Origin of the sequence: Kaustia mangrovi (assembly GCF_015482775.1) — a bacterium.
In the GTDB taxonomy this organism is placed as follows: domain Bacteria; phylum Pseudomonadota; class Alphaproteobacteria; order Rhizobiales; family Im1; genus Kaustia; species Kaustia mangrovi.
This window is the reverse complement of sequence record NZ_CP058214.1, coordinates 1,068,007-1,089,376: the sequence shown is the minus strand read 5'-3', so window position 1 is coordinate 1,089,376 and position 21,370 is coordinate 1,068,007. Positions and strand designations below refer to the sequence as shown.

The following is a 21,370-nucleotide window of genomic DNA, read 5'->3' as shown; positions in this document are numbered from 1 at the left end:
AATACCGATTCAACCTAACCGCCATCCGCTCTAGGACCCTGTATCGCAGCACTTTCAGGTCCGCCCGGCTTGTGAGGCGTGCGTGGCTATTCGGCGTCCGACGGATCGAGCAGCCGGTGCAGATGCACGATGAAATAGCGGATCTGTGCGTTGTCGACGGTCTGCTGCGCCTTGCCCTTCCAGGCTTTGTGCGCTTCGGCGTAATTGGGATAGATGCCGACGATGTCGAGCTTGTCGAGGTCCTTGAACTGGACGTCGTCGAGCGAGGAGAGCTCGCCCCCGAAGACGAGATGGAGGAGCTGGCGGTTCGGTTGCTGGTCGGTCATGACATCTTCTCCATATGCGCGGGCGGCCCTATGGCCGGGGATGTTTCCAGCGGAAATGGCGGGTTCTCTCCACGAGCTCGCTGTGAAGCGGGCCTCCGGAGGCGACGAGGCCGGGATGGCGGATATCCGCGCGGTTATAGACGAAGCCGCCGCCCTCGAGGCCGCTCATGCGCCCGCCGGCCTCCTCCACGATGAGATGGCCGGCCGCGAGGTCCCAGTCGCTCTTGGGGCTGAGCGCGATAGTCGCGTCGTAGCCGCCATCCGCGACCAGGCACAATCTCAGCGCGATGGACCGGCTCGTGGTGATAGAGAGTTCGGGCCAGGGATCCGCCCAGCGTTTGGAGCGGAACATGTCGGCGGGGCCGAGCATGCGCGCGCCGGCAAGCTCCGTGCGGTCCGACGCCCGGATCGGGACCGCGTTCAGCATCGCGCCGCCGCCGCGCTCGGCGCTGTAGAAGGCCTCGCGCAGGGGATTGTAGACGGCGCCGAGGACGGGGCGGCCGTCAATGGCAAGCGCTGCGGAGACGCACCATTCGTCGCCGCCGGCAACGAAGGAGCGGGTGCCGTCGATCGGGTCGACGATCCATGTCGCACGGGCGGAAAGCCGCGACGGATCGTCCTCGGTCTCCTCCGACAGCCAGCCATAGGCGGGGCGCGGGGCGCAGAGACGGTCCCTCAGCAACGCATCGACGGCGAGGTCGGCTTCCGAGACCGGACTGTTGTCGTCCTTGGTGCGCACCGAAAGCGCGCTGCCATGGTAGTCGAGCGCGAGCGCACCGGCGGCCCGCACCGCGTCGTGGAGCAGGGCGCGGTCGCCGTCGTCGGGTTTCGGGGCAGGGCCGGTCACGGCCGGATCGCGCTCAGGTGCCGGCAATGGTCATGGCCTCCACACGGCAGGTCGGCGCATCGACGCCGTAGCGGTAGACGAGATCGTCGGCCGGGGCGAGGGACGCGAACATGTCCTTGAGGTTCCCCGCAATGGTGATCTCGCTCACCGGATAGGCGATCTCGCCATTCTCGATCCAGAAGCCCGAGGCGCCCCGGCTGTAGTCGCCGGTCACGCCGTTGACGCCCATGCCCATCAGTTCCGTGACATAGAGACCGGAGGGGATCTCCCCGATGAGCGCCTCCGGCGACAGGGGCCCCGGCATGAGGCTCAGATTGGTGACCGACGGCGAGGGCGAGGAGGAGGCCCCGCGCGAGGCGTGGCCGGTGGTGCGAAGGCCGAGCCGGCGGGCGCTGTAGCAGTCGAGCACCCAGGTCTGCAGCCGCCCGTCGGAGACGATCTCCCGGCTGTGTCCGGCGATGCCCTCGCCATCGAACGGCCGCGACCGCAATCCGCGAGGGCGCAAGGGGGCGTCCACGATGGCGATGCCGGGCGCGAAGACCTGATCGCCCATCCGGTCCTTCAGGAAGCTCGTGCCGCGCGTGATGGCCGTGCCGGAGATCGCGCCGGCAAGATGCCCCAGAAGGCTGCGCGAAACGCGAGGATCGTAAACGACGGGAACGGTCTGCGAGGAGACCTTGCGGGGGCTGAGCCGGCGCACCGCGCGCTCGCCCGCCCGACGGCCGATGGCGGCGGCGTCGTCGAGGTCGGCGTAGTGGACGGCGCTCGCACTGTCATGGTCGCGCTCCATGCCCGTTCCCTCGCCGGCGAGGGCGGAGCAGGAGATGCCATAGCCAGTGCGGCGATAGGCCCCGCAAAAGCCGGTCGACGTGGCAAGCACGACGCCGATCAGCCCGTAGCCCGCGCCGGCTCCTTCCGAGTTGGTCACGCCATCGACGGCGCGGGCGGCGTCCTCCGCCTCCAGCGCGCGGGCCTGGAGCGCCTCGGCATCGGGTGCCGCGGCGTCGCGGAGGTCGAGATCGGGCCAGTCGGCGGCGAGCTCGTCCGGGTCGGCAAGGCCGGAATGCTCGTCCGGCGGGGCGATGCGGGCCATGGCGACGGCGCGCTCGGCGAGCGTCTCGAGGCTCTTGGCGGAGAAATCCGTCGTCGACACGATGGCCTGGGAATGGCCGGTGAAGACGCGCAAGCCGAGCTCGCGGTCCTCCGCGCGCTCCACATCCTCAAGCGCGCCGAGACGCACGGAGGCCGACAGCGAGGTCGATTCGGCGATGACCACATCCGCCTGGTCCGCGCCATTGCGGCGCGCGAGATCGAGGGCGTGGTCGGCGATGGCAATCAGGTGTTTCTGGTCGGGCTCGGTCATGGCCCCTAATTAGGCCGCTCGGGCGTGCCGGGCAACCGTGCATCCGCGCGCAAAGGTGTCAGGCCGCGAGCGAGGCGACGACGAGGCCGGCAAAGACGATCAGTCCGAAATCGCGGTTCGACCGGAAAAGCATCAGGCAGCGGGCGGGATCGTCCTCGTCGAGCGTGATCATTTGCCACGCCGCATGGGTAGCGCCCCCGGCAAGGGCGAGGTAGAAGACCGGCCCCGCCGCGATCAGCGCGCCGGCGGCGGCAAGCCCGCCGACGGTGAGGGTGTAGAAGCCGACGAGCCAGGCCCGCGTGCGCCCGCCGAATCTGAGTGCAGTGGACTTCACGCCGATCAGCACGTCGTCTTCCTTGTCCTGCAGGGCGTAGATCGTGTCGTAGCCGAGCGTCCAGAAGATGCCGGCCACATAGAGGACGACGGGCGCCCAGTCGAGCTGGCCGAGCACCGCCGCCCACCCCACGAGAGCCCCCCAGTTGAAGGCGAGGCCCAGAAAGATCTGCGGCCAGTAGGTGACGCGCTTCATGAAGGGATAGATGGCGACCAGGACGAGCGAGGCGAGGCCGATCCCGATGGCGAAGCGGTTGAGCTGTAGGAGGACGACGAGGCCGACGAGGGACTGGGCGACCATGAAGATCGCGGCGCCGGTCACGCTCACCCGGCCCGACGGGATGGGCCGCGAGCGCGTGCGCGCGACATGGCCGTCCACATTGCGGTCGACGATGTCGTTATAGGTGCACCCCGCCCCGCGCATGGCCACCGCGCCGATGGTCAGGAGCACGAGGAGCCGGAGGTCGGGCAGGCCGCCGCCCGCCGCGATCTGGGCCAGCGTCACCGACCACAGGCAGGGCATGAGCAGGAGCCAGACGCCGATGGGCCGGTCGAGGCGGGCGAGCTGGCAATAGGGCTTCGCCCAGGCGGGTGCCCAGCGGTCGACCCAGTTTCGCGCGACCGCGTCGGCGACGCGGTCGGTATGCGGTTGCGACGTCATGGGGAAGGGTTACCTCATCCGCGCGGGCTGGCCAATGGGGCCTCTGTTCCGGCGTCGTCCCGAAACCCGATCTCTCTCCGTCATTCCCGCGCAAGCGGGAATCCACTGCGGGGCCGGCAATATGGACCCCCGCTTGCGCGGGGACGACAGACAATGAATGCCGTATGCGGTAGCCCCGCCGTCGGGGGAAGGCGGGAGCCTGCCCCTCAATAGGCGCATTCTGTGAAGACCCGGTCGATATCGCCGTTCCAGGCGCCGTGATAGAGGTCGAGGAGCTCCTGGGCCGGCGTGCGCCCGGTCTCCACGATCTCCTCCACAGCATTGAGGAAATGGGCCTCGTCGTCGCCGAAGCCGTCATGGCGTGCGCGCGCCTTCAGGCCGGCCTTGGAGATGGCGACGATCTCGCGGGCGATGTCGAGCACCGTGCCGGAGCGGAAGGGCGTGTCGAGGGCGGTCACCGGAACGGCGTCGCGCAGGCGCTGGCGCTCCTCCTCCGTCCAGTCCTTCACGAGGTCCCAGGCGGCATCGAGCGCGGTGTCGTCATAGAGCAGGCCGACCCAGACGGCCGGCAGCGCGCACAGGCGCCGCCACGGGCCGCCGTCGGCGCCGCGCATCTCCAGGAAGCGCTTCAGCCGGACCTCGGGGAAGATCGTGGTGAGGTGATCCTCCCAGTCCTTGATGGTCGGGCGCTCGCCGGGAAGGGCCGGCAGCTTGCCGGCCATGAAGTCGCGGAAGGACTGGCCGGAGGCGTCGTGATAGGTGCCGTCGCGGTAGACGAAATACATCGGCACGTCGAGCGCGTAGCGGGCATAGGCCTCGAACCCGAAGCCCTCGTCGAACACGAAGGGCAGCATGCCGGTCCGGTCGGGATCGGTGTCGCGCCAAATCTCCGAGCGGAAGCTCTGGAAGCCGTTCGGCCGGCCCTCGGTGAAGGGCGAATAGGCGAAGATGGCGGTGACGATGGGCTGGAGCGCGAGGCTGACGCGCATCTTGCGCACCATGTCGGCCTCGCTCCTGAAGTCGAGGTTCACCTGCACCGTACAGGAGCGGAACATCATGTCACGGCCGAGATTGCCCTTCTTCGCCATATAGGCGCGCATGATCTTGTAGCGGCCCTTGGGCATGATCGGTGTCTCGTCGAGCGTCCATTTGGGCGAGAAGCCCATGCCGAGAAAGCCGATGCCGAGCTCCTCGCCGACCTCGCGCACCTGGGCGAGATGGGTGTGCACCTCGTCGCAGGTCTGGTGGAGATGCTCCAGCGGCGCGCCGGAGAGCTCGAACTGCCCGCCGGGCTCCAGCGAGATGGTGCCGCCGCAGGTCGGCGGCGACTTGAGGCCGATAATGCTGTCGCCCTCCATGACCGGTTCCCAGCCGAACCGGTCGCGCATGCCCTCCAGCATGGCGCGCACGCCGCGCGGACCGCCATAGGGCAGGGGATCGTGGGTATCGGTGAGGAAGCCGAACTTCTCGTGCTCTGTGCCGATGCGCCAGTCGGTGGGCGGCTTGCAGCCTTCGTCCAGATAGGCGGCGAGCTGCGCCAGGCTTTCCACGGGGCGGCGGGCTTCGAGTGTGTCTGGGGTCGGTGAGCTCACGGGATCTAGCGCCTTCAGCTTGAGGGATCACAGTTCGGTGGAGAACCGCCGCGATTGGCGGCATGCATACGGTCTGCGACGGCCGGGCACCAGTCGCAATATCGGATGGCGGCATGTCATGTGACGGTATGTCATGGGGTCTCCGGAGAGGTCAGTGCCAGTCGCCGAGCGTTGCCTGGACAACGGCGAGCGCGGCGACCGCGGCGGTGTCGGCGCGCATCACCCGGGGACCGAGCGAGATCGCCGTCACGTGGTCGAGCGCGCGAAGCCGTCTCTGCTCGGCCTCGGTGAAGCCCCCCTCCGGCCCGATCAGCAGGGCGAGCGGGCCCCGGGGCACGGCACGGAGGGCGTCGAGCGGGTTGGCGAGCGGGGCGGCCTCGTCGCAATAGATCAACCGGCGCTCGGTGTCCCAGCCGTCCAGCAGCCGGTCGAGCGGAGCGGGATCGCGGATCTCGGGTATGGCGAGCAGATTGCACTGCTCGGCGGCCTCCACGGCATTGGCCCGTAGCCGCTCCGTCTTCACCCGCTGGGCGACGGTGCGTCCGGTGATGACGGGCTGGAGCACGCTTGCGCCCATCTCGGTCGCCTTCTGGGCGACATAGTCGATCCGCGCGTGCTTGAGCGGGGCGAACAGATAGTGGATGTCCGGCAGGCCGGTCTGGGGGCGCAGCGCCTCCACACAGGCGAGCCGGCAGCGGCGCTTGCCGGTTTCTTCGACGGTGGCGAGCCATTCGCCGTCATGCCCGTTGAACAGCCGCGCGGAGGCGCCGGTCTTGAGGCGCATGACCGCCACGAGATAGTGCGCCTGGTCGGGCGGCAGGTCGATGGATGCGCCCGCGGCGAGGGGCGCGTCGACATGGAGGCGCGGTGCGCGATGGTGGCCGGTCGGGGGGCGGTTGGCCTGTCCTCCACCGTGCCGGAAGCGGCCCGGTCGGTCATGGGTCTGAAGCCTTCCTGGTCTTGCGTGGCTCTTGTCGGGCGCTCTGTCTGCGGGCTATTCGGCGGCCATCATGGGCCGGTCGATGCGCGCGAGGCTGTCGGAGATATGTTCCGCGAGAACGTCGATCGCGCTGTTGGTGCGCTGGGGCGAGCGAACCAGGCCGATATGGAAGTCGCCGAGCCTGGGGAAGCCATCGGCCTCGCACAGGACCCGCATGCCCGGGCGCAGGATGATCTCCGGAATGGCCGCGACCGCCAGGCCGGACAGGACGGCGGCCCCGACGGCCAGGCTGTTCGCGCTGGAATAGGCGATGCGATAGGGCCGGCCCGACTCGTCGAGGGCGTCGAACGCCATCTGGCGCCACTTGCAGCTCGGCGTGGAGGCGGCGAGCGGCAGGACGGACTGCTCGTGTACGCTGTGGCGCGCGGAGGTGACCCAGACCAGGGGCTCCGACCGGATGATCTCTCCGTGGAGCGCGTTGTTGTCGCAGGTCACGATCGACAGGTCGAGCTTGCCCGCCATCGTCTCCTGGACGAGGGATCCGCTGCTCTTGCATTCCACATCGACCTGAACCAGCGGATGGGTGCGCGAGAAGCGGGCGAGGATCTCCGGCAGGAGCCGCTCGGCATAGTCGTCCGGCGTGCCGAGATGCACGATGCCCGACAGTTCGGGGTGGCTGATCGCCGACAGCGCCTCGTTGGAGAGCCTGACAATGCGGCGGGCATAGTCGAGCAGGTGCTCGCCATCCGCCGTGAGCCGGCTCTTTCGCCCGTCGCGGGCGAATAGCGGGCGCCCGACGAGCTCCTCCAGCCGCTTCATCTGCATGGAGACCGCCGACTGGGTGCGCCCGACTTCTTCCGCGGCGCCGGCGAAGCTGCCCGTCTCCGCGATGGCGATGAAGGTCTTGAGGAGATCGATGTCGAGGGACGGTTCCATGGGGACCTCCGTCAGTTCAACGATATTGAAATGAATGATTAGATTAATTCGTTTGATAGATCAATCCATATTGCCCATTCTCTGATCATCAAATCGATGTGAGGAGCGCCGTCCATAACGGCAACACGGCTCGGGAAAAGGACCCGGCCGTGAACAGGAGGATCGTGTCATGTCGAGCAATATCGCCGCATCCGAATGGAGCCGGAGGGACCGTCTGATGGACGTGTCGATGACCGCAGGGCCGGTGCCGCCGCCCGAGCGCCCGCCATTCCGGGCGCTTGTCGGGTACAGGAGCAGGGCTGTTTCCGCAGTGTTCGCTTTTGTATCAAAGAGTGTCGGAAACTGGCTAGCGCGTCGGCGTCTGAAGGCGCTTCTGGAGCTCGACGACCACCTGCTCGAGGATGTCGGTTTCGACCGTCAGGAAATCGAGTGGGGGCTCTCCCTGCCATTGCGAACGAATGCTGCCGATGCGCTGAAGGATCGCCTGAACACCAGGCGCGGACAGAAGCGCTGGATGGCCTGGTTCGAACTCGCCGCGCGCGAGCCGGACCGCATGGAGCGAGAGCTGGAAACCGGGTCGGACGCCGCGCGAAGGGGCACCGGATTGTGCACCTGCGGCCGCTGACGGCGAGGAGCCGTCGACCGACAGTGCCAGGCTGCGCCAAACGGTCTCAGTCTGCGCCACTTTCAGGTATGAACGCCGACTATTATCTCACCGGCGTCAGGCGACTGGCCTGGTCCGGTGGGACGACCGACCAGATGGATGAATGGAGGATCGGATGAGGACCTCAGTACTTGCCCAAGGGCATCTCCACCATGCCGGACGGCTGCATATGCCGGCGGTGTTTCACAACTGGCTCGTGCGCCAGCGGCTGAAGAAGCTGCTCGGGGTCGATGAGCGCATTCTCGACGATATGGGGCTGACCCGCTCGGAGGTGTTCTGGGCGCTCGATCTGCCGCTCAGCGTCAATCCCGCTGTCGAGCTCCAGCGCCGCGCACAGGCCCGGCGTGACCAGAGTTTCGCCCATCGTGTCAACAGGGGCCGCCGGCAGATCAAGCCGGTGAGTGCCGCGGCTGCATGACCGGCGAACGATCGTTACCACCCAGAACGCCGACCGATGAGGCCGGCCCCATACCCGCCGCGTCCAGGTGAGATCACCGATAGACGCGGCGGGTATTTTTCTTTCCGAACGGGCAGGCTGGAGCGGAAAGCTCATCCGATCTGTCCACTCTCTCCCCAGGACAGATGCCGACCTTGCGGTCGCTATGCCGCGATATCGATGCCGAGCTCGGCGAGATCGTCGGCGAAGCCCTCCATCGACGTGAAGGTCAGGCCGGCAAGGCCGGCGCGGCGCGCGCCCTGCGCATTGTGCGCCTTGTCGTCGACGAAGACCGTCTCCGCCGCGCTTGCGCCCAGGCGCCCGAGCACTTCGGCGAACAGGGCGGGCTCCGGCTTCTTCATGCCGAACTCGTAGGAGAAGAAGGCGCGGCCGCCGAAGAGGCCCGCGACCTCGGGGAAGATCGCGGCAAACTCCTCCTTCATGAGCGGGCCGTTATTGGTGAGAAGCGCGATCCCGCCATGGTCGGCGAATCGGCGTGCGAAGGCGAGCATGGCGGGTCGCGGCGACATGGCTGCCCGGCGCGCCGCGATCCATTCCTGCCGCGAGAGGGGATAGCCCAGGCGCTCGCCGAAGGCGCCGAGATAGGCCTCGGCCGTCCGGTAGCGGCCGGCATCGGCGGCATTCTCGAAACCCGAATCCCACAGCCGCGCCTTGATCTCGGCAGGCGCGAGGGCGGAGAAACCGGCGAGAACCTCAAGCCGCCTGGAGAGATCGTAGCGGCAGAGGACGCCATCCATGTCGAACAGGATCAGTCGCGGCGGACGCACCGTCTCGCGTGGCATGGGGCTATCCCCGGCCGCCGTCCCGCCGACCGTGATGGCGTCGAGCCGGATGGTAGGCTGGCCGACGCCTACCGGCACGCCCTGGCCCTGCTTGCCGCAGGTGCCGATGCCCGGGTCGAGTTCGAGGTCGTTGCCGACCATGCTCACGCGGGTCAGCGCGTCCGGCCCGTTGCCGATGAGCGCGGCGCCCTTGACTGGCGGGCCGAGACGACCGTTCTCGATGAGATAGGCCTCCGTGCAGGAGAAGACGAACTTGCCGCTCGTGATGTCCACCTGGCCGCCGCCGAAGGAGACGGCATAGAGCCCCTTGTCGACGGAGGCGAGGATATCGGCCGGGTCGGCGTCGCCGGCCAGCATGTAGGTGTTGGTCATGCGCGGCATGGGCTGGTGGGCGTAGGATTCGCGCCGCCCGTTACCGGTCGGAGCCTGGCCCATGAGCCGGGCGTTGAGCCGGTCCTGCATGTATCCCGTCAGGATGCCGTCCTCGATGAGCGTGGTGGAGGATGTCGGCGTGCCCTCGTCGTCGATGGTGAGCGAGCCGCGGCGGCCCTCGATGGTGCCGTCGTCGACCACGGTGACGCCCGGTGCGGCGACCCGCTGGCCCATCAGGCCGGCAAAGGCGCTCGTGCCCTTGCGGTTGAAGTCGCCCTCCAGCCCGTGGCCGATCGCCTCGTGGAGCAGGATGCCGGGCCAGCCGGGGCCGAGCACCACGGCCATCTCGCCTGCGGGGGCGGGAACCGAATCGAGATTGACCAGGCTCTGGCGCAGCGCCTCGTGCACCGCGTGCTGCCAGCGCTCCTCGGTGATGAAGCTTGCGTAACCCTCGCGGCCGCCAATGCCGTAGCTGCCCGCCTCCTGGCGCTCGCCCTGCGCGGTGACGACGGAGACATTGAGCCGGACCAGCGGGCGGACGTCGCGTGCCGACACGCCGTTCGGCCGGATGATCTCGACCACCTGCCATTGCCCGGAGAGCGAGACGGACACCTGGCGGACCCGCTCGTCGAGGCCGCGGGCGAAGCCGTCCATGCGCTCGAGCAGCCGCACCTTGTCCTGGAAGGGCACGCCGTCGACCGGGTTGTCCGGGGCGTAGAGCGCGCGGTTGGTGCCGGGCGGCGGGGCAGCCGCGATGCCGCCATGGCCGTGCTTGACCGCGCCTACTGCGTCGGCAGCCCGCCTGAGCGCCGAATCGGAGAGCTCCGAGGCATGGGCCATGCCGGAGGTCTCGCCCACGACAGCGCGCAGGCCGAGCCCCTGGCTCGTATCGAAGTTTGCCGCCTTCAGCCGGCCATCGTCGAAGGCGAGAACCTCCGACTGGCGATATTCGAGGAACAGCTCGCCGTCATCCGCGGTGCCAAGCGTCTCGTCGACGATTGTCTGTGCCCGGTCGCGGTCGAGCTCCGTTTCGGCGAAGAACAGATTGTCGGCAATGCCGGGCAAGGCGGGCCTCCCTGAGGCTGTCGGTCGGATGGCTGACGATGGCGCCCCGTCGGTCGGGGCGCCACTGTCAGATCTAGTCGGTCCGCCGCGCGGTTTCCAGCACCGAGACGGAGGGGCGGACCGGCGTACCCGGCGGATTAAAGCGCGTTGAGCTGGTCGTAGGCGGCGGTGAAGCCGCTCAGCGACACCTCCATGCTGAGGCCGGCGCCCGGCGCTTCGTAGATGATGAAGTTGGCGGTCGAGCCCTGCTTCATCTTCTCGATGGTTTCCGGCGTCGCCTCCGCAAAGGCCATGCAGACCTGAGGCAAGCAGCGGGTGAAGGGCACGCGCCCGACCGCTGTGCCGTCGATCTCAAGTGCGATACCGGTCGGCAGGAACACGCCGATGGGGACCAGGATGCGCATCATGGTCACGTCGCGGTCGCCCTGCTTGGTGTTCACGAGCACCAGCGTGAGGCCGAGATTCTGCCGCTCGGCGCTGCGCACGCTCTGCATGATACCGCACTGGCGTACCTTCCGCGTGGCCTCCCCGGATGCCGAATCCTGGCCTTCGAGCGCGTCGCCCTTTCCCGAGCCGCTGCCGTCCGAGGCTTCCTTGCTGCCCTGATGGGCGCGTGCCATGAACTCGCCGCACTGGACCTGCCAGTCGCCATGGGTGGCGATGACTTCCGGTTTGGGCGGCTGGGGCTGCGCCTGGCGGTTCACGCGCGGACCGAACTGCTGCGGGGCCTGGGTCTGCTGGGCCGTTGCGGCGTGGCTGGCCAGAAGAGAGGCGGAAATGCCGATGAGCGTCGCCACGGCGGCGTGCCTGGCGGCGGTGAAAGTCGACTTGTGAATCAAGATTGCTACCCCTTGATGCTCTGCTTGGTACCCGTTTGCGCCTTGCTTGACACCCTAAGCGCCTTCGCCCGTCCTACGGGGGCGGGCGAATTGTCACCCTGCATGCCCAGTGCTATAAGCCCGGCGGCGCGAAGTCATCCTTCACTCCGGCCGGCCATTGTGTCAAATGGTCGCAAGAGGTTGGCGACTCGCCATGCCTTTCCGATGGCCCCGTCCACTCGGCACGCCCAGTTTCGAACCATGTTAACTCTAAGATGGACAAGGCGAAAACGTGGCGCGGACGGAATGGTTGCGGAGCGCCGGAATCGGGTAGCCTGCGGAACGCTCGGAAAACGGCTTGCGCGAACTTATGACGCGCGGCAAGACGTTGCAGTGCATGAGGGTTTGTGGTTGAGAGACGGTACTGGGGAGAGGGTTGCATCTCTCCCCGTTCGGGCAAGCAGGACGCGGGGGATGTGCCCGGGGACTGTCCGGCTGTAGTGATCCACGTCGGCGGCGGCGCAGGAGGCGGACCTGACCGGTCGAGGTCGGGGCGCCCGGAGCGTCCGGCGCCAAGCGAGGTTTCAGGGAGTGTGGTGAAGATGCGGATCGGGACGACTTTGGCGGCTTTGCTGAATGCCGTGGTCTTGATGGTCATGGTGGGCGCGGGCGGCGCCAGCGCGGCGGGGGTCGGCCAGCCGGCAGAGTGGCAGTTCGGCTTTCAGGGAGCCGTCACGCCGGTCATGGAGCGGGTGACGGGTTTCCACAATTTCCTGCTGTGGATCATCACCGGGGTGGTCGCCCTGGTGACGGTGCTGCTCCTGATCGTCATGGTCAGGTTCAACAGACGGTCCAATCCGACGCCGTCCAAGACCACCCACAATACGCTTGTGGAGGTTGTCTGGACCGTGGTGCCGGTGCTGATTCTGCTGGCGATCGCGATTCCCTCCTTCCGCCTGCTCTATTTCGAGCGGGTCGTGCCGGAGGCGGAGATGACCGTGAAGGCGACCGGCAACCAGTGGTACTGGTCCTATGAGTATCCCGACCAGGAGGATCTGAGCTTCGACGCCATCCTCCTGGAAGGCGACGCCCTTCAGGAGCGCCGCAAGATCGATCCGGGCGCGCCGCGCCTTCTGGCCACCGACAACCCGATCGTCGTGCCGGTCGATACCACCGTGCGTCTCATCGTGACGGCCAGCGACGTTATCCACAGCTGGGCCATTCCCTCCTTCGGCATCAAGATCGACGCCATTCCGGGACGTCTGAACGAGGCCTGGTTCCGCGCCAACAAGATCGGAACCTATTATGGCCAGTGCTCGGAGCTGTGCGGCCAGGGGCATGCCTACATGCCCATCGATGTGCGCGTGGTCAGCCGGGAAGATTTCGACGCCTGGCAGCAGCAGGCCGAGAGCGAGGGGGTCGAAGAGGCCAACAAGATGCTGTTCAGCCGCCTCAATGACGGGAACGGCAACCAGGTGGCCGCGGCCGAGTAATCCGCGACGGATAACAAGCAGGATCCCGGGCGCCGCGGTTCAGGCGGCGCCGGAGCGGATCGAGAGGAGAGGATAGAGGTCGACGCAATGGCTGACGCAGCAGCGCACGCGGAACACGAGCACCATCCCACCGGATGGCGCCGCTATGTCTATTCGACCAACCACAAGGATATCGGCACGATGTATCTGGTGTTCGCCATCACGGCGGGCATCATCGGCGGGTTCCTTTCGGTCATGATGCGTATCGAGCTCCAGGAGCCGGGCATCCAGATCTTCCACGGCCTGGCGCAGATGGTCTATGGCGCCGATCCGGGCATGGCGACGGACATGGGCAAGAACATGTTCAACGTGTTCGTGACGGCCCACGGCCTCATCATGATCTTCTTCATGGTCATGCCGGCCATGATCGGCGGCTTCGGCAACTGGTTCGTGCCACTCATGATCGGCGCGCCCGACATGGCCTTCCCGCGCATGAACAACATCTCCTTCTGGCTGTTGCCGCCGGCGTTTGCGCTGCTGCTTATCTCCATGTTCGTGGAGGGCGCGCCCGGAATGCCCGGTGTCGGCGGCGGGTGGACGATGTATGCGCCGCTCGCGACGACCGGCCAGCCGGGACCGGCGGTCGACTTCGCGATCCTGGCGCTGCACATTGCCGGCGCCTCCTCGATCCTCGGCGCGATCAACTTCATCACCACCATCCTCAACATGCGCGCGCCGGGCATGACGCTCCACAAGATGCCGCTCTTCGTGTGGTCGGTGCTGGTGACGGCGTTCCTGCTGCTGCTGTCGCTTCCGGTGCTGGCCGGCGCCATCACCATGCTGCTGACGGACCGCAATTTCGGCACCAGCTTCTTCGAGGCGGCGAGCGGCGGCGATCCGGTGCTCTACCAGCATCTGTTCTGGTTCTTCGGCCATCCGGAGGTGTACATCCTGATCCTGCCGGGTTTCGGCATCATCAGTCATGTGGTGGCGACCTTCTCCAAGCGGCCGGTCTTCGGCTATCTCGGCATGGCCTATGCCATGGTGGCGATCGGGCTCATCGGCTTCATCGTGTGGGCGCATCACATGTACACGGTTGGCCTCGACGTCGACACGCAGGCCTATTTCGTGGCCGCGACCATGGTGATCGCGGTGCCGACGGGCGTGAAGATCTTCTCCTGGATCGCCACCATGTGGGGCGGCTCCATCGAGTTCCGCACGCCCATGCTGTGGGCCATCGGCTTCATCTTCCTGTTCACCATCGGCGGCGTGACCGGCGTGGTGCTGGCCAACTCCGGCGTCGACCACTCGCTCCACGACACCTATTACGTGGTGGCGCACTTCCACTACGTGCTGTCGCTCGGCGCGGTGTTCGCGATCTTCTCCGGCTGGTACTACTGGTTCCCCAAGATGTTCGGCTACACCTATTCGGAGAAGATCGGAAATCTCCATTTCTGGGTGACCTTCATCGGCGTGAACATGATCTTCTTCCCGCAGCACTTCCTCGGCCTGTCGGGCATGCCGCGCCGCTATATCGACTATCCGGACGCCTTTGCTGGCTGGAACATGATCTCGTCCTGGGGCTCCTATGTGGCGTCCGTCGGCGTGCTCATCTTCCTGATCGGCATGGTCCAGGCCTTCCGCCGCAAGGAGAAGGCGGTCGACAATCCGTGGGGCGAGGGCGCGACGACGCTCGAGTGGACGCTGTCGTCTCCGCCGCCGTTCCATCAGTTCAACACGCTGCCGCGCATCAAGTAGGACTGCGAGGCAGCCTGCGGGACCGTTCCCGCCCCCTCGGGGGGAGGGGCGGTCCGGCAGGGATCGACGCGACCGCCTGCCGGACAGCTTGAACCCGCCTGTCCGGCAGGCCTTTCTTGAACGGGAGTGCAGGCATCTCCATGAGCGACGTCAGCGCAGAACTGTCAGTCCGGCCCCTGTCCCGCGACGGGGATGGCTCCGCACAGCCCGGCCCGGCCGTGGCGGGCGCGGATGTGGCGGACTATTTCGCCTTGCTGAAGCCGCGCGTGATGTCGCTGGTACTGTTCACCGCGCTTGTCGGCCTTGTCGTGGCGCCGGGGACGATCCATCCCTGGCTCGCCATGGTGGCGCTGCTCTGCATCGCCGTCGGGGCCGGGGCGTCGGGCGCATTGAACATGTGGTTCGACGCCGATATCGACGCGGTGATGCAGCGCACGGCGAGCCGGCCGATCCCGCGCGGCGAGATCGCGCCCGGCGAGGCTTTGGGCTTCGGGCTGACCCTGTCTGTCGGCGCGGTCGCGGCCATGGGCGTGCTGGTCAACTGGACCGCGGCGGGGCTGCTGGCCGGGACCATCGCCTTCTATGTGCTGGTCTACACCATCTGGCTGAAGCGCCGCACGCCGCAGAACATTGTGATCGGCGGTGCCGCCGGGGCCTTCCCGCCCATGGTCGGCTGGGCGGCGGTGACCGGGACGGTCGACCTCGACAGCCTTGCCCTGTTCGCCATCATCTTCATGTGGACGCCGCCCCATTTCTGGGCCCTGGCGCTCTACCGGTCGGAGGATTACCGGCGTGCCGGCGTGCCGATGATGCCGGTCGTGGCCGGCGGCGACGAGACGCGCCGCCAGATCCTCATCTATTCCGTGCTTCTGGTGGCCACGACCATGCTGCCCTATGTGCTGGGCTTTGCGGGTGTGGCCTATCTGGCCGTCGCGATCGCGCTCGGCGCGCTGTTCATCGTCGCGGCGTGGCGGGTCTACCGCATCCGCACGGGCCGGCAGGCGGATCGCGCGGCCAAGCAGATGTTCGGCTATTCGGTTCTTTACCTGTTCATGCTGTTCGTCATGCTCCTGGCGGAGCATAGCCTGAGCTGGACGGGGATCGCCCTTTGATCCCACGGCCAGGCGCGGCCTGAGACAGGATATGGTTTGCGTGATGAATGAAGAAGAAGGTTATAAGCTCAGTGACGAGGAGAAACGCCGAAGGCGCCGCCGCGCGGTGGTTCTGGCCTGGATTCTCGGGGCGCTCGCCATTCTGTTCTTTGTGACCACGATCGTCAGGCTTGGCGGTAATGTGGCGGACTGAGTGCACCGGAGCGATGAGTTGATCCGCGTCGGATGAAAGGGTAATGGCTTCGTCACTGAAGCCCGAGAGGTAAAGTGGAGCAGGGGACAATGGCTGAAAGCCACGCCAAGAACCATTCCTATCACCTTGTGGATCCGAGCCCGTGGCCGGCGCTCGGGTCTCTGGCTGCCTTCGTGACCGCCATCGGCGCCGTCACCTGGTTTCATGGCAGTGCGCCGTGGCTTCTGATCGCCGGCTTCGTCGGTGTGCTCTACACCATGTTCATGTGGTGGCGCGACGTGATCCGCGAGGCCCATGCCGGCGACCATACGCCGGTGGTCCAGCTCCATCTGCGCTATGGCATGATCCTGTTCATCGCCTCGGAGGTGATGTTCTTCGTCGCCTGGTTCTGGGCGTTCTTCGATGCGAGTCTGTTTACCGGCGAGGCCATCCAGGCCGCCCGCGTCGAGGCGACCGGCGGCGTGTGGCCGCCGGAGGGAATCGACGTCTTCGATCCCTGGCACCTGCCGCTCATCAACACGCTGATCCTGCTCACTTCGGGCACGACCGTCACATGGGCGCATCACGCGCTGCTGCATGGCGACCGGCAGGGGCTGAAATGGGGGCTCATCTGCACGATCCTGCTCGGCCTGCTGTTCACCACCGTCCAGGCCTATGAGTATGCCCACGCCGCTTTCGCCTTCAGCCGCTTCTCCGGCGGCAACATCTACGGCTCGACCTTCTTCATGGCGACCGGGTTCCACGGCTTCCATGTCATCGTCGGTACGCTGTTCCTGATCGTGTGCCTGTTCCGGGCGCTGGCCGGGCATTTCACCGAGAAGCAGCATTTCGGCTTCGAGGCGGCGGCGTGGTACTGGCACTTCGTCGATGTGGTCTGGCTGTTCCTGTTCGTCTGCGTCTATATCTGGGGTTCGTTCGGCGCGATCCCTGCAGGCGGGCACTGACGACCGACCCTCAAGCACAGGCGGGAAAGGACGACCTTTCCCGCCCGGGAGCATCCGTTGAGTAACGAGCCGTACTATCCGCCGCTGTCGCCGGTTTCGACGGGCCTCAGGGGGTGTTGCCCCCGCTGCGGCCGGGGACGGCTCTTCGACGGCTTCCTGACGACCGCAAAGTCCTGCAGGTCCTGCGGTCTAGACTATTCCTTCTTCGATTCGGGCGACGGTCCGGCGGTGTTCATCATCATCATCGTCGGCTTCGTCGTCGTTGCCCTCGCGCTCGTGGTGGAGGTCGCCTACCAGCCGCCCTATTGGGTGCATGCCGCGCTGTGGCTGCCGCTCGCGCTCATCCTCTCGCTCGGCCTTCTGCGGCCGGCCAAGGGCATCCTGCTTTGCCAGCAATACCGGACCAAGGCGGAGGAGGGGCGCCATTCGGCCTCCTGAGCCGGTGCGAATGCCCATGACCCGCCCCCCGGCCGCATCAGTCCGTTCGCTCCTGCCGGTCACGCTCGCCACCCTGGCCGCGCTCGCCGTCCTGGTCGGGCTCGGGGTGTGGCAGCTCCAGCGCCTGGCCTGGAAGGAAGGGCTGATCGCGACGCTGGAGCAGCGCGTCGACGCCGAGCCCGTGACGCTCGCCGATGCCATGGGCCGGGCGGAGCGGGACGGGCGCGAGATCGACTGGCTTCGCCTGCGCGTGCCCGGCCGCTTTGTTACCAGCGATACGCTCTATGTCTATGCGACTCAGGACGGTATGGCCGGCTGGCGCGCGGTGACGCCCTTCGAGAGCGAGGCTGGCCGCACGGTGCTCGTCGACCGGGGCTTCGTTCCCGATACGGTGTTGCGCGCGGAGGGCGGGGGATCGCCGCCCGCCGAAGGCCCGGTCGAGGTGACGGGGCTCGCGCGGATCCATGGCGAGGGGCAGGGGCCGTTCACGCCTGACAACGAGGCGGATGCCAACCGGTGGTACTGGTGGGACATCCCCGCAATGGCGCGGGCTCTCGGACTGGATGAGAGCGGGACCGTGACCGGGTTTGTGGTCGAGGCCGAACCCGGCGCCTGGTCGGGCGCGGGGCCATGGCCGAAGGCGGTCCGGCGCGAGCCGGCGCTGCCCAATCGCCATTTCGAATATGCGCTGACATGGTTCGGCCTGGCGCTCTGCCTCGTCGGCGTCTATGCGGCCTTCGCGGTCTCCCGGCTGAAGGGGCGGGACGAATAGATCCCGAGGGGGCCCGCGCGCCTCGCGGCTTGAAGGCCGGCGCAACGGCGGCTAGATCAGGACATGACCCGGCGATAGGCCGGATTGACGAGGAGTGACCCCGGTGCGCTACATCTCCACACGCGGTCAGGCGCCGAGCCTGCCCTTCGACGATGTCCTCATCGCCGGCCTTGCCGCCGATGGCGGACTCTATGTGCCCGAGCGCTGGCCGACATTCAGCGAAGCGGGCTTCCGGGCGCTGGTGGGCCGGCCCTACGAGCAGGTCGCCACTGCCGTCCTGTCGCCCTTCGTGGCGGGCGCGCTGAGCGAGGAGGAGCTGAGCGGCGCGGTCGCCGCGGCCTACGGTGCCTTCGGCCATCGGGCGGTCGCCCCGCTCGTCGAGCTCGATGCGGGCGACTGGCTGCTGGAGCTCTTCCACGGGCCGACGCTCGCCTTCAAGGACGTGGCGATGCAGCTCCTCGCCCGGCTCATGGATATCGTGCTCAAGCGGCGCGGCGAGCGCGTGACGATTGTCGGCGCGACATCGGGCGACACGGGCTCGGCGGCCATCGAGGCCTTCCGCGGCCTCGATTCGGTGGACATCTTCATCCTCCACCCCCATGGCCGGGTGAGCGAGGTGCAGCGCCGCCAGATGACGACGGTCGACGCGCCCAATGTCCACAATCTGGCCATCGAGGGGACCTTCGACGACTGCCAGTCCATGCTGAAGGCCATGTTCGCCGACCGGGAGTTCTCGCAAGGCTGTCACCTGGCCGGCGTCAACTCCATCAACTGGGCGCGGATCATGGCCCAGACCGTCTATTACGTGACCTCCGCCCTTGCCCTCGGCGCGCCGGACCGGCGGGTGAGCTTCACCGTTCCGACGGGCAATTTCGGCGATATCTTCGCCGGCTATGTGGCCAAGCGCATGGGCCTTCCCATCGATCGGCTGGCGGTGGCGACCAATGTGAACGATATCCTGCACCGCGCCCTCACGACCGGGCGCTACGAGACGGACAAGGTCGTCGCGACCTCCAGCCCCAGCATGGACATCCAGGTCTCCAGCAATTTCGAGCGCCTGCTGTTCGACGCCTATGGCCGCGACGCGGAGGCGGTGACGGGGCTGATGGCGGGCCTTGCGCAGAGCGGCGCCTTCACGATCACCGAAACGGCGCTCGACCGGATCCTGGCCGACTTCTCCTCCGGCCGGGCCGATGAGGAGACCGTTGCGCGCACCATCGCGGAGACACTGAAGGAGACGCGCGAGCTGGTCGACCCGCACACCGCCGTCGGCCTTGCCGTCGCCCGCGCGCTGGAGCGCGATCCGGCGGTTCCCATGGTGACGCTCGCGACCGCGCATCCCGCCAAGTTCCCCGACGCGGTGGAGGCGGCCTGCGGCGTTCGTCCCGAGCTGCCGGAGAGCCTGTCGACGCTCCTTGACAAGCCGGAGCACTGCACCACGCTCGACAACGACCCGGAGGCCGTGAAGGCCTTCATCGCCGCGCGCTCGCGCGCCGGCCGGGAGGTTGCATGAGCGTTCGCGAAACGCGGCTGGAGAACGGGCTGACCGTTCTCAGCCACCATATGCCGACTGTGGAAACTGTGTCGCTCGGCGTCTGGGTGCATGCGGGCGCGCGCAACGAGCGGCCGGAGGAGAACGGCATCGCCCATTTCCTGGAGCACATGGCGTTCAAGGGGACCTCGCACCGCTCCGCGCGCCAGATCGCGGAGGAGATCGAGGCGGCCGGCGGCGACATGAACGCGGCGACCGGCATGGAAACCACCGCCTATTACGCCCGCATGCTCAAGGAGGATCTCGCGCTCGGTGTCGACATCCTCGCCGACATCCTGCTCAATCCGCGCCTCGACCGCGAGGAGATGGAGCGCGAGCGCGAGGTGATCCTGGAGGAGATCGCCGCCGCGCACGATATGCCGGACGATCTGGTGTTCGATCTCGCCCATGACGCCGCCTTTCCGAATCAGCCGCTCGGGCGGCCCATCCTCGGCACGGTGGAGCACGTCTCCGGCTTCACGCCGGACGACATCGCGACCTATCGCCGGGAATGCTATTCGCCGGACCGCATGGTGGTGGCCGCGGCCGGATCGGTCGACCACGACCGGCTGGCGGCGCTTGCGGGCGAGGCGTTCTCCGGGCTCAAAGCCTTCCCGGTCGAGCGTGTGCGCGACGCGCGCTTCGAGGGCGGGGCACGGCTCGTGCCCAAGCCGCTGGGCCAGGCCCATATCGTCCTGGCCTTTCCCTCGCCGGGCTATCTCGACGAGGAGGTCTACGCCCTTCAGGTGCTGGCCGGCGCGGTCGGCGGGGGGATGTCCTCCAGACTGTTCCAGGAGGTGCGCGAGCGCCGCGGGCTCTGCTACAGCATCTCCTCCTTCGCGGAGACCTTCGCGGATACCGGGCTCTTCTGCGTCTATGCCGCGACCGGCGCGCGCCGGGTGAACGACCTCGTTTCCGTCACCGCCGACGAGATGCTCGCCGCCGCCGAGACCATGGACGAGGAGGAGGTGGCGAGGGCGCGTGCGCAGTTGAAGGCCTCGCTCGTGCTTTGCCTGGAGAGCTCGTCCGCCCGGGCCGACCAGATCGCGCGCCAGAAGCTCGTCTTCGGCCGCGTGCCCGAGATCGAGGAGGTCATCGCCAAGGTCGAGGCGGTCGATATCGAGGCCGTCCGCTCGCTCGCCCGGCGCATATTCCGGGGCAACAGGCTGACGCTTGCCGCCGTCGGCGCGCTGGATAACCTTGCGCCCTACGACGAGATTGCGGAAAAATTCGCATGACGGATCGCTCGAGTTTTCAGGCGGGCCCAACCCCCGCTCCAGGGAACAGGCGCGTCCGCGGGCGGATAACGGCACAGGGAACCGGACAGCGGGGTTCGGGCGAGACAGCGGCACGATGGTCTTTCTGCGCAGCGTGACACCGGCGGATATCGGACCCGTCGTCCAGGGGGGCGGGGTGTTCCTGCGCGTGCCGCAAATGTCGGATTTCGAGGATTGGGCGGAACTGCGCGCGGCCAGCCGCGGCTTTCTCGTTCCCTGGGAGCCGACCTGGCCGCGCGACGATCTCACGCGAAGCGCCTTTCGCCGCCGGATCCGCCGGTACTGGCGCGATGTGCGCGAGGACGTGTCCTATCCCTTCTTCGTGTTCAGGAGCCATGACAACGTGCTCCTCGGGGGGCTGACGCTCAGCAATATCCGGCGCGGGGTGGCGCAGACCGCCTCGCTCGGCTACTGGCTCGGCCAGCCCTTCGCGCGGCGCGGTTATATGAGTGCGGCGGTCGGGGCTGTCCTGCCATTCGCCTTCGAGACGCTCGGGCTCCACAGGGTGGAGGCGGCCTGCCTGCCGACCAATGCGGCCTCCATTGCCCTGCTCCGCCGATGCGGTTTTGCCGAGGAGGGCTATGCCCGCCACTACCTCAAGATCAATGGTGAGTGGCGGGATCACCTGTTGTTTGCGATACTGGCCGGCGATAGGGGTGATTAGCCGGATCGCGGCCCAAACAATACCGTTGCAGCGAGCGCCTGCCAGCGGCTCCG

Annotated in this window: 20 protein-coding genes and 2 pseudogenes; 12 read left to right on the top strand and 10 right to left on the bottom strand. The window is 67.4% G+C overall.

Annotated features, from left to right (window positions below):
* Positions 1–86 precede the first annotated feature (86 nt).
* From HW532_RS05205 to HW532_RS05175, 7 genes and pseudogenes are all read right to left on the bottom strand, one after another.
* Entirely contained in the window at positions 87–326 is a 240-nt protein-coding gene (locus HW532_RS05205) for a DUF4170 domain-containing protein (RefSeq protein WP_213163379.1), read from the bottom strand.
* 28 nt (positions 327–354) lie between these two features.
* Entirely contained in the window at positions 355–1,173 is an 819-nt protein-coding gene (locus HW532_RS05200; protein WP_213163378.1) for a 3'(2'),5'-bisphosphate nucleotidase CysQ, read from the bottom strand.
* Between the two features lie 13 nt (positions 1,174–1,186).
* A complete protein-coding gene (locus HW532_RS05195; RefSeq protein ID WP_213163377.1) occupies positions 1,187–2,536 on the bottom strand; it encodes a TldD/PmbA family protein in 1,350 nt (449 codons plus the stop codon).
* A 58-nt stretch (positions 2,537–2,594) separates the two neighbouring features.
* Positions 2,595–3,530, bottom strand: a complete 936-nt coding sequence (ubiA, locus tag HW532_RS05190) for a 4-hydroxybenzoate octaprenyltransferase (protein ID WP_213163376.1) — start codon at positions 3,528–3,530, stop codon at positions 2,595–2,597.
* A 206-nt stretch (positions 3,531–3,736) separates the two neighbouring features.
* Entirely contained in the window at positions 3,737–5,122 is a 1,386-nt protein-coding gene (locus HW532_RS05185; RefSeq protein WP_213163375.1) for a glutamate--cysteine ligase, read from the bottom strand.
* Positions 5,123–5,273: 151 nt separating this feature from the next.
* Positions 5,274–5,996, bottom strand: a pseudogene (locus tag HW532_RS05180) (16S rRNA (uracil(1498)-N(3))-methyltransferase); the annotation flags it as partial.
* Between the two features lie 120 nt (positions 5,997–6,116).
* Positions 6,117–6,998, bottom strand: coding sequence for a LysR substrate-binding domain-containing protein (locus HW532_RS05175; protein ID WP_213163374.1), 882 nt, complete (start codon positions 6,996–6,998; stop codon positions 6,117–6,119).
* A gap of 169 nt (positions 6,999–7,167) precedes the next feature.
* Here HW532_RS05175 and HW532_RS05170 point away from each other — a divergent pair, with 169 nt between their 5' ends.
* Together HW532_RS05170 and HW532_RS05165 are read left to right on the top strand one after the other, a co-directional pair.
* Positions 7,168–7,623, top strand: coding sequence for a YjiS-like domain-containing protein (locus tag HW532_RS05170; RefSeq protein WP_213163373.1), 456 nt, complete (start codon positions 7,168–7,170; stop codon positions 7,621–7,623).
* Positions 7,624–7,777: 154 nt separating this feature from the next.
* Positions 7,778–8,080 carry a hypothetical protein gene (locus HW532_RS05165; protein WP_213163372.1) on the top strand — a complete coding sequence of 101 codons (303 nt, stop codon included), beginning with the start codon at positions 7,778–7,780 and terminating at the stop codon, positions 8,078–8,080.
* Between the two features lie 182 nt (positions 8,081–8,262).
* Here the strand turns inward: HW532_RS05165 and HW532_RS22435 are convergent, their stop codons facing one another.
* From HW532_RS22435 to HW532_RS05155, 3 genes and pseudogenes are all read right to left on the bottom strand, one after another.
* Positions 8,263–8,856 (bottom strand): HAD family hydrolase, encoded by a 594-nt coding sequence (locus HW532_RS22435; protein ID WP_425491947.1) that lies wholly within the window; start codon positions 8,854–8,856, stop codon positions 8,263–8,265.
* A 57-nt stretch (positions 8,857–8,913) separates the two neighbouring features.
* Positions 8,914–10,317 (bottom strand): annotated as a pseudogene (tldD, locus tag HW532_RS05160) (metalloprotease TldD); the annotation flags it as partial.
* 158 nt (positions 10,318–10,475) lie between these two features.
* Entirely contained in the window at positions 10,476–11,177 is a 702-nt protein-coding gene (locus HW532_RS05155) for an invasion associated locus B family protein (RefSeq protein ID WP_213163370.1), read from the bottom strand.
* A gap of 629 nt (positions 11,178–11,806) precedes the next feature.
* Here HW532_RS05155 and coxB point away from each other — a divergent pair.
* The 10 genes from coxB to HW532_RS05105 all read left to right on the top strand — a co-directional run bounded on the left by coxB (position 11,807) and on the right by HW532_RS05105 (position 21,317).
* Positions 11,807–12,649, top strand: a complete 843-nt coding sequence (coxB, locus tag HW532_RS05150) for a cytochrome c oxidase subunit II (RefSeq protein ID WP_213164435.1) — start codon at positions 11,807–11,809, stop codon at positions 12,647–12,649.
* A gap of 87 nt (positions 12,650–12,736) precedes the next feature.
* Positions 12,737–14,386, top strand: coding sequence for a cytochrome c oxidase subunit I (ctaD, locus tag HW532_RS05145; protein ID WP_213163369.1), 1,650 nt, complete (start codon positions 12,737–12,739; stop codon positions 14,384–14,386).
* Positions 14,387–14,526: 140 nt separating this feature from the next.
* Positions 14,527–15,498, top strand: a complete 972-nt coding sequence (locus HW532_RS05140) for a heme o synthase (RefSeq protein WP_213163368.1) — start codon at positions 14,527–14,529, stop codon at positions 15,496–15,498.
* A 43-nt stretch (positions 15,499–15,541) separates the two neighbouring features.
* Positions 15,542–15,691 carry a hypothetical protein gene (locus tag HW532_RS05135; protein WP_213163367.1) on the top strand — a complete coding sequence of 50 codons (150 nt, stop codon included), beginning with the start codon at positions 15,542–15,544 and terminating at the stop codon, positions 15,689–15,691.
* 89 nt (positions 15,692–15,780) lie between these two features.
* Positions 15,781–16,635: a cytochrome c oxidase subunit 3 gene (locus tag HW532_RS05130; RefSeq protein WP_213163366.1), complete on the top strand. Its 855-nt coding sequence runs from the start codon at positions 15,781–15,783 to the stop codon at positions 16,633–16,635.
* A 57-nt stretch (positions 16,636–16,692) separates the two neighbouring features.
* Positions 16,693–17,073: a DUF983 domain-containing protein gene (locus HW532_RS05125; RefSeq protein WP_213163365.1), complete on the top strand. Its 381-nt coding sequence runs from the start codon at positions 16,693–16,695 to the stop codon at positions 17,071–17,073.
* 16 nt (positions 17,074–17,089) lie between these two features.
* Positions 17,090–17,845 (top strand): SURF1 family protein, encoded by a 756-nt coding sequence (locus HW532_RS05120; protein WP_213163364.1) that lies wholly within the window; start codon positions 17,090–17,092, stop codon positions 17,843–17,845.
* A 103-nt stretch (positions 17,846–17,948) separates the two neighbouring features.
* Positions 17,949–19,358, top strand: coding sequence for a threonine synthase (thrC, locus tag HW532_RS05115; protein ID WP_213164434.1), 1,410 nt, complete (start codon positions 17,949–17,951; stop codon positions 19,356–19,358).
* The gene (locus HW532_RS05110; protein ID WP_213163363.1) at positions 19,355–20,614 is read left to right on the top strand and encodes a M16 family metallopeptidase; all 1,260 of its coding nucleotides are present in this window, start codon (positions 19,355–19,357) and stop codon (positions 20,612–20,614) included. The genes thrC and HW532_RS05110 overlap by 4 nt, the downstream gene beginning before the upstream one ends.
* Before the next feature lie 115 nt (positions 20,615–20,729).
* Positions 20,730–21,317: a GNAT family N-acetyltransferase gene (locus tag HW532_RS05105; RefSeq protein WP_213163362.1), complete on the top strand. Its 588-nt coding sequence runs from the start codon at positions 20,730–20,732 to the stop codon at positions 21,315–21,317.
* Positions 21,318–21,370 lie beyond the last annotated feature (53 nt).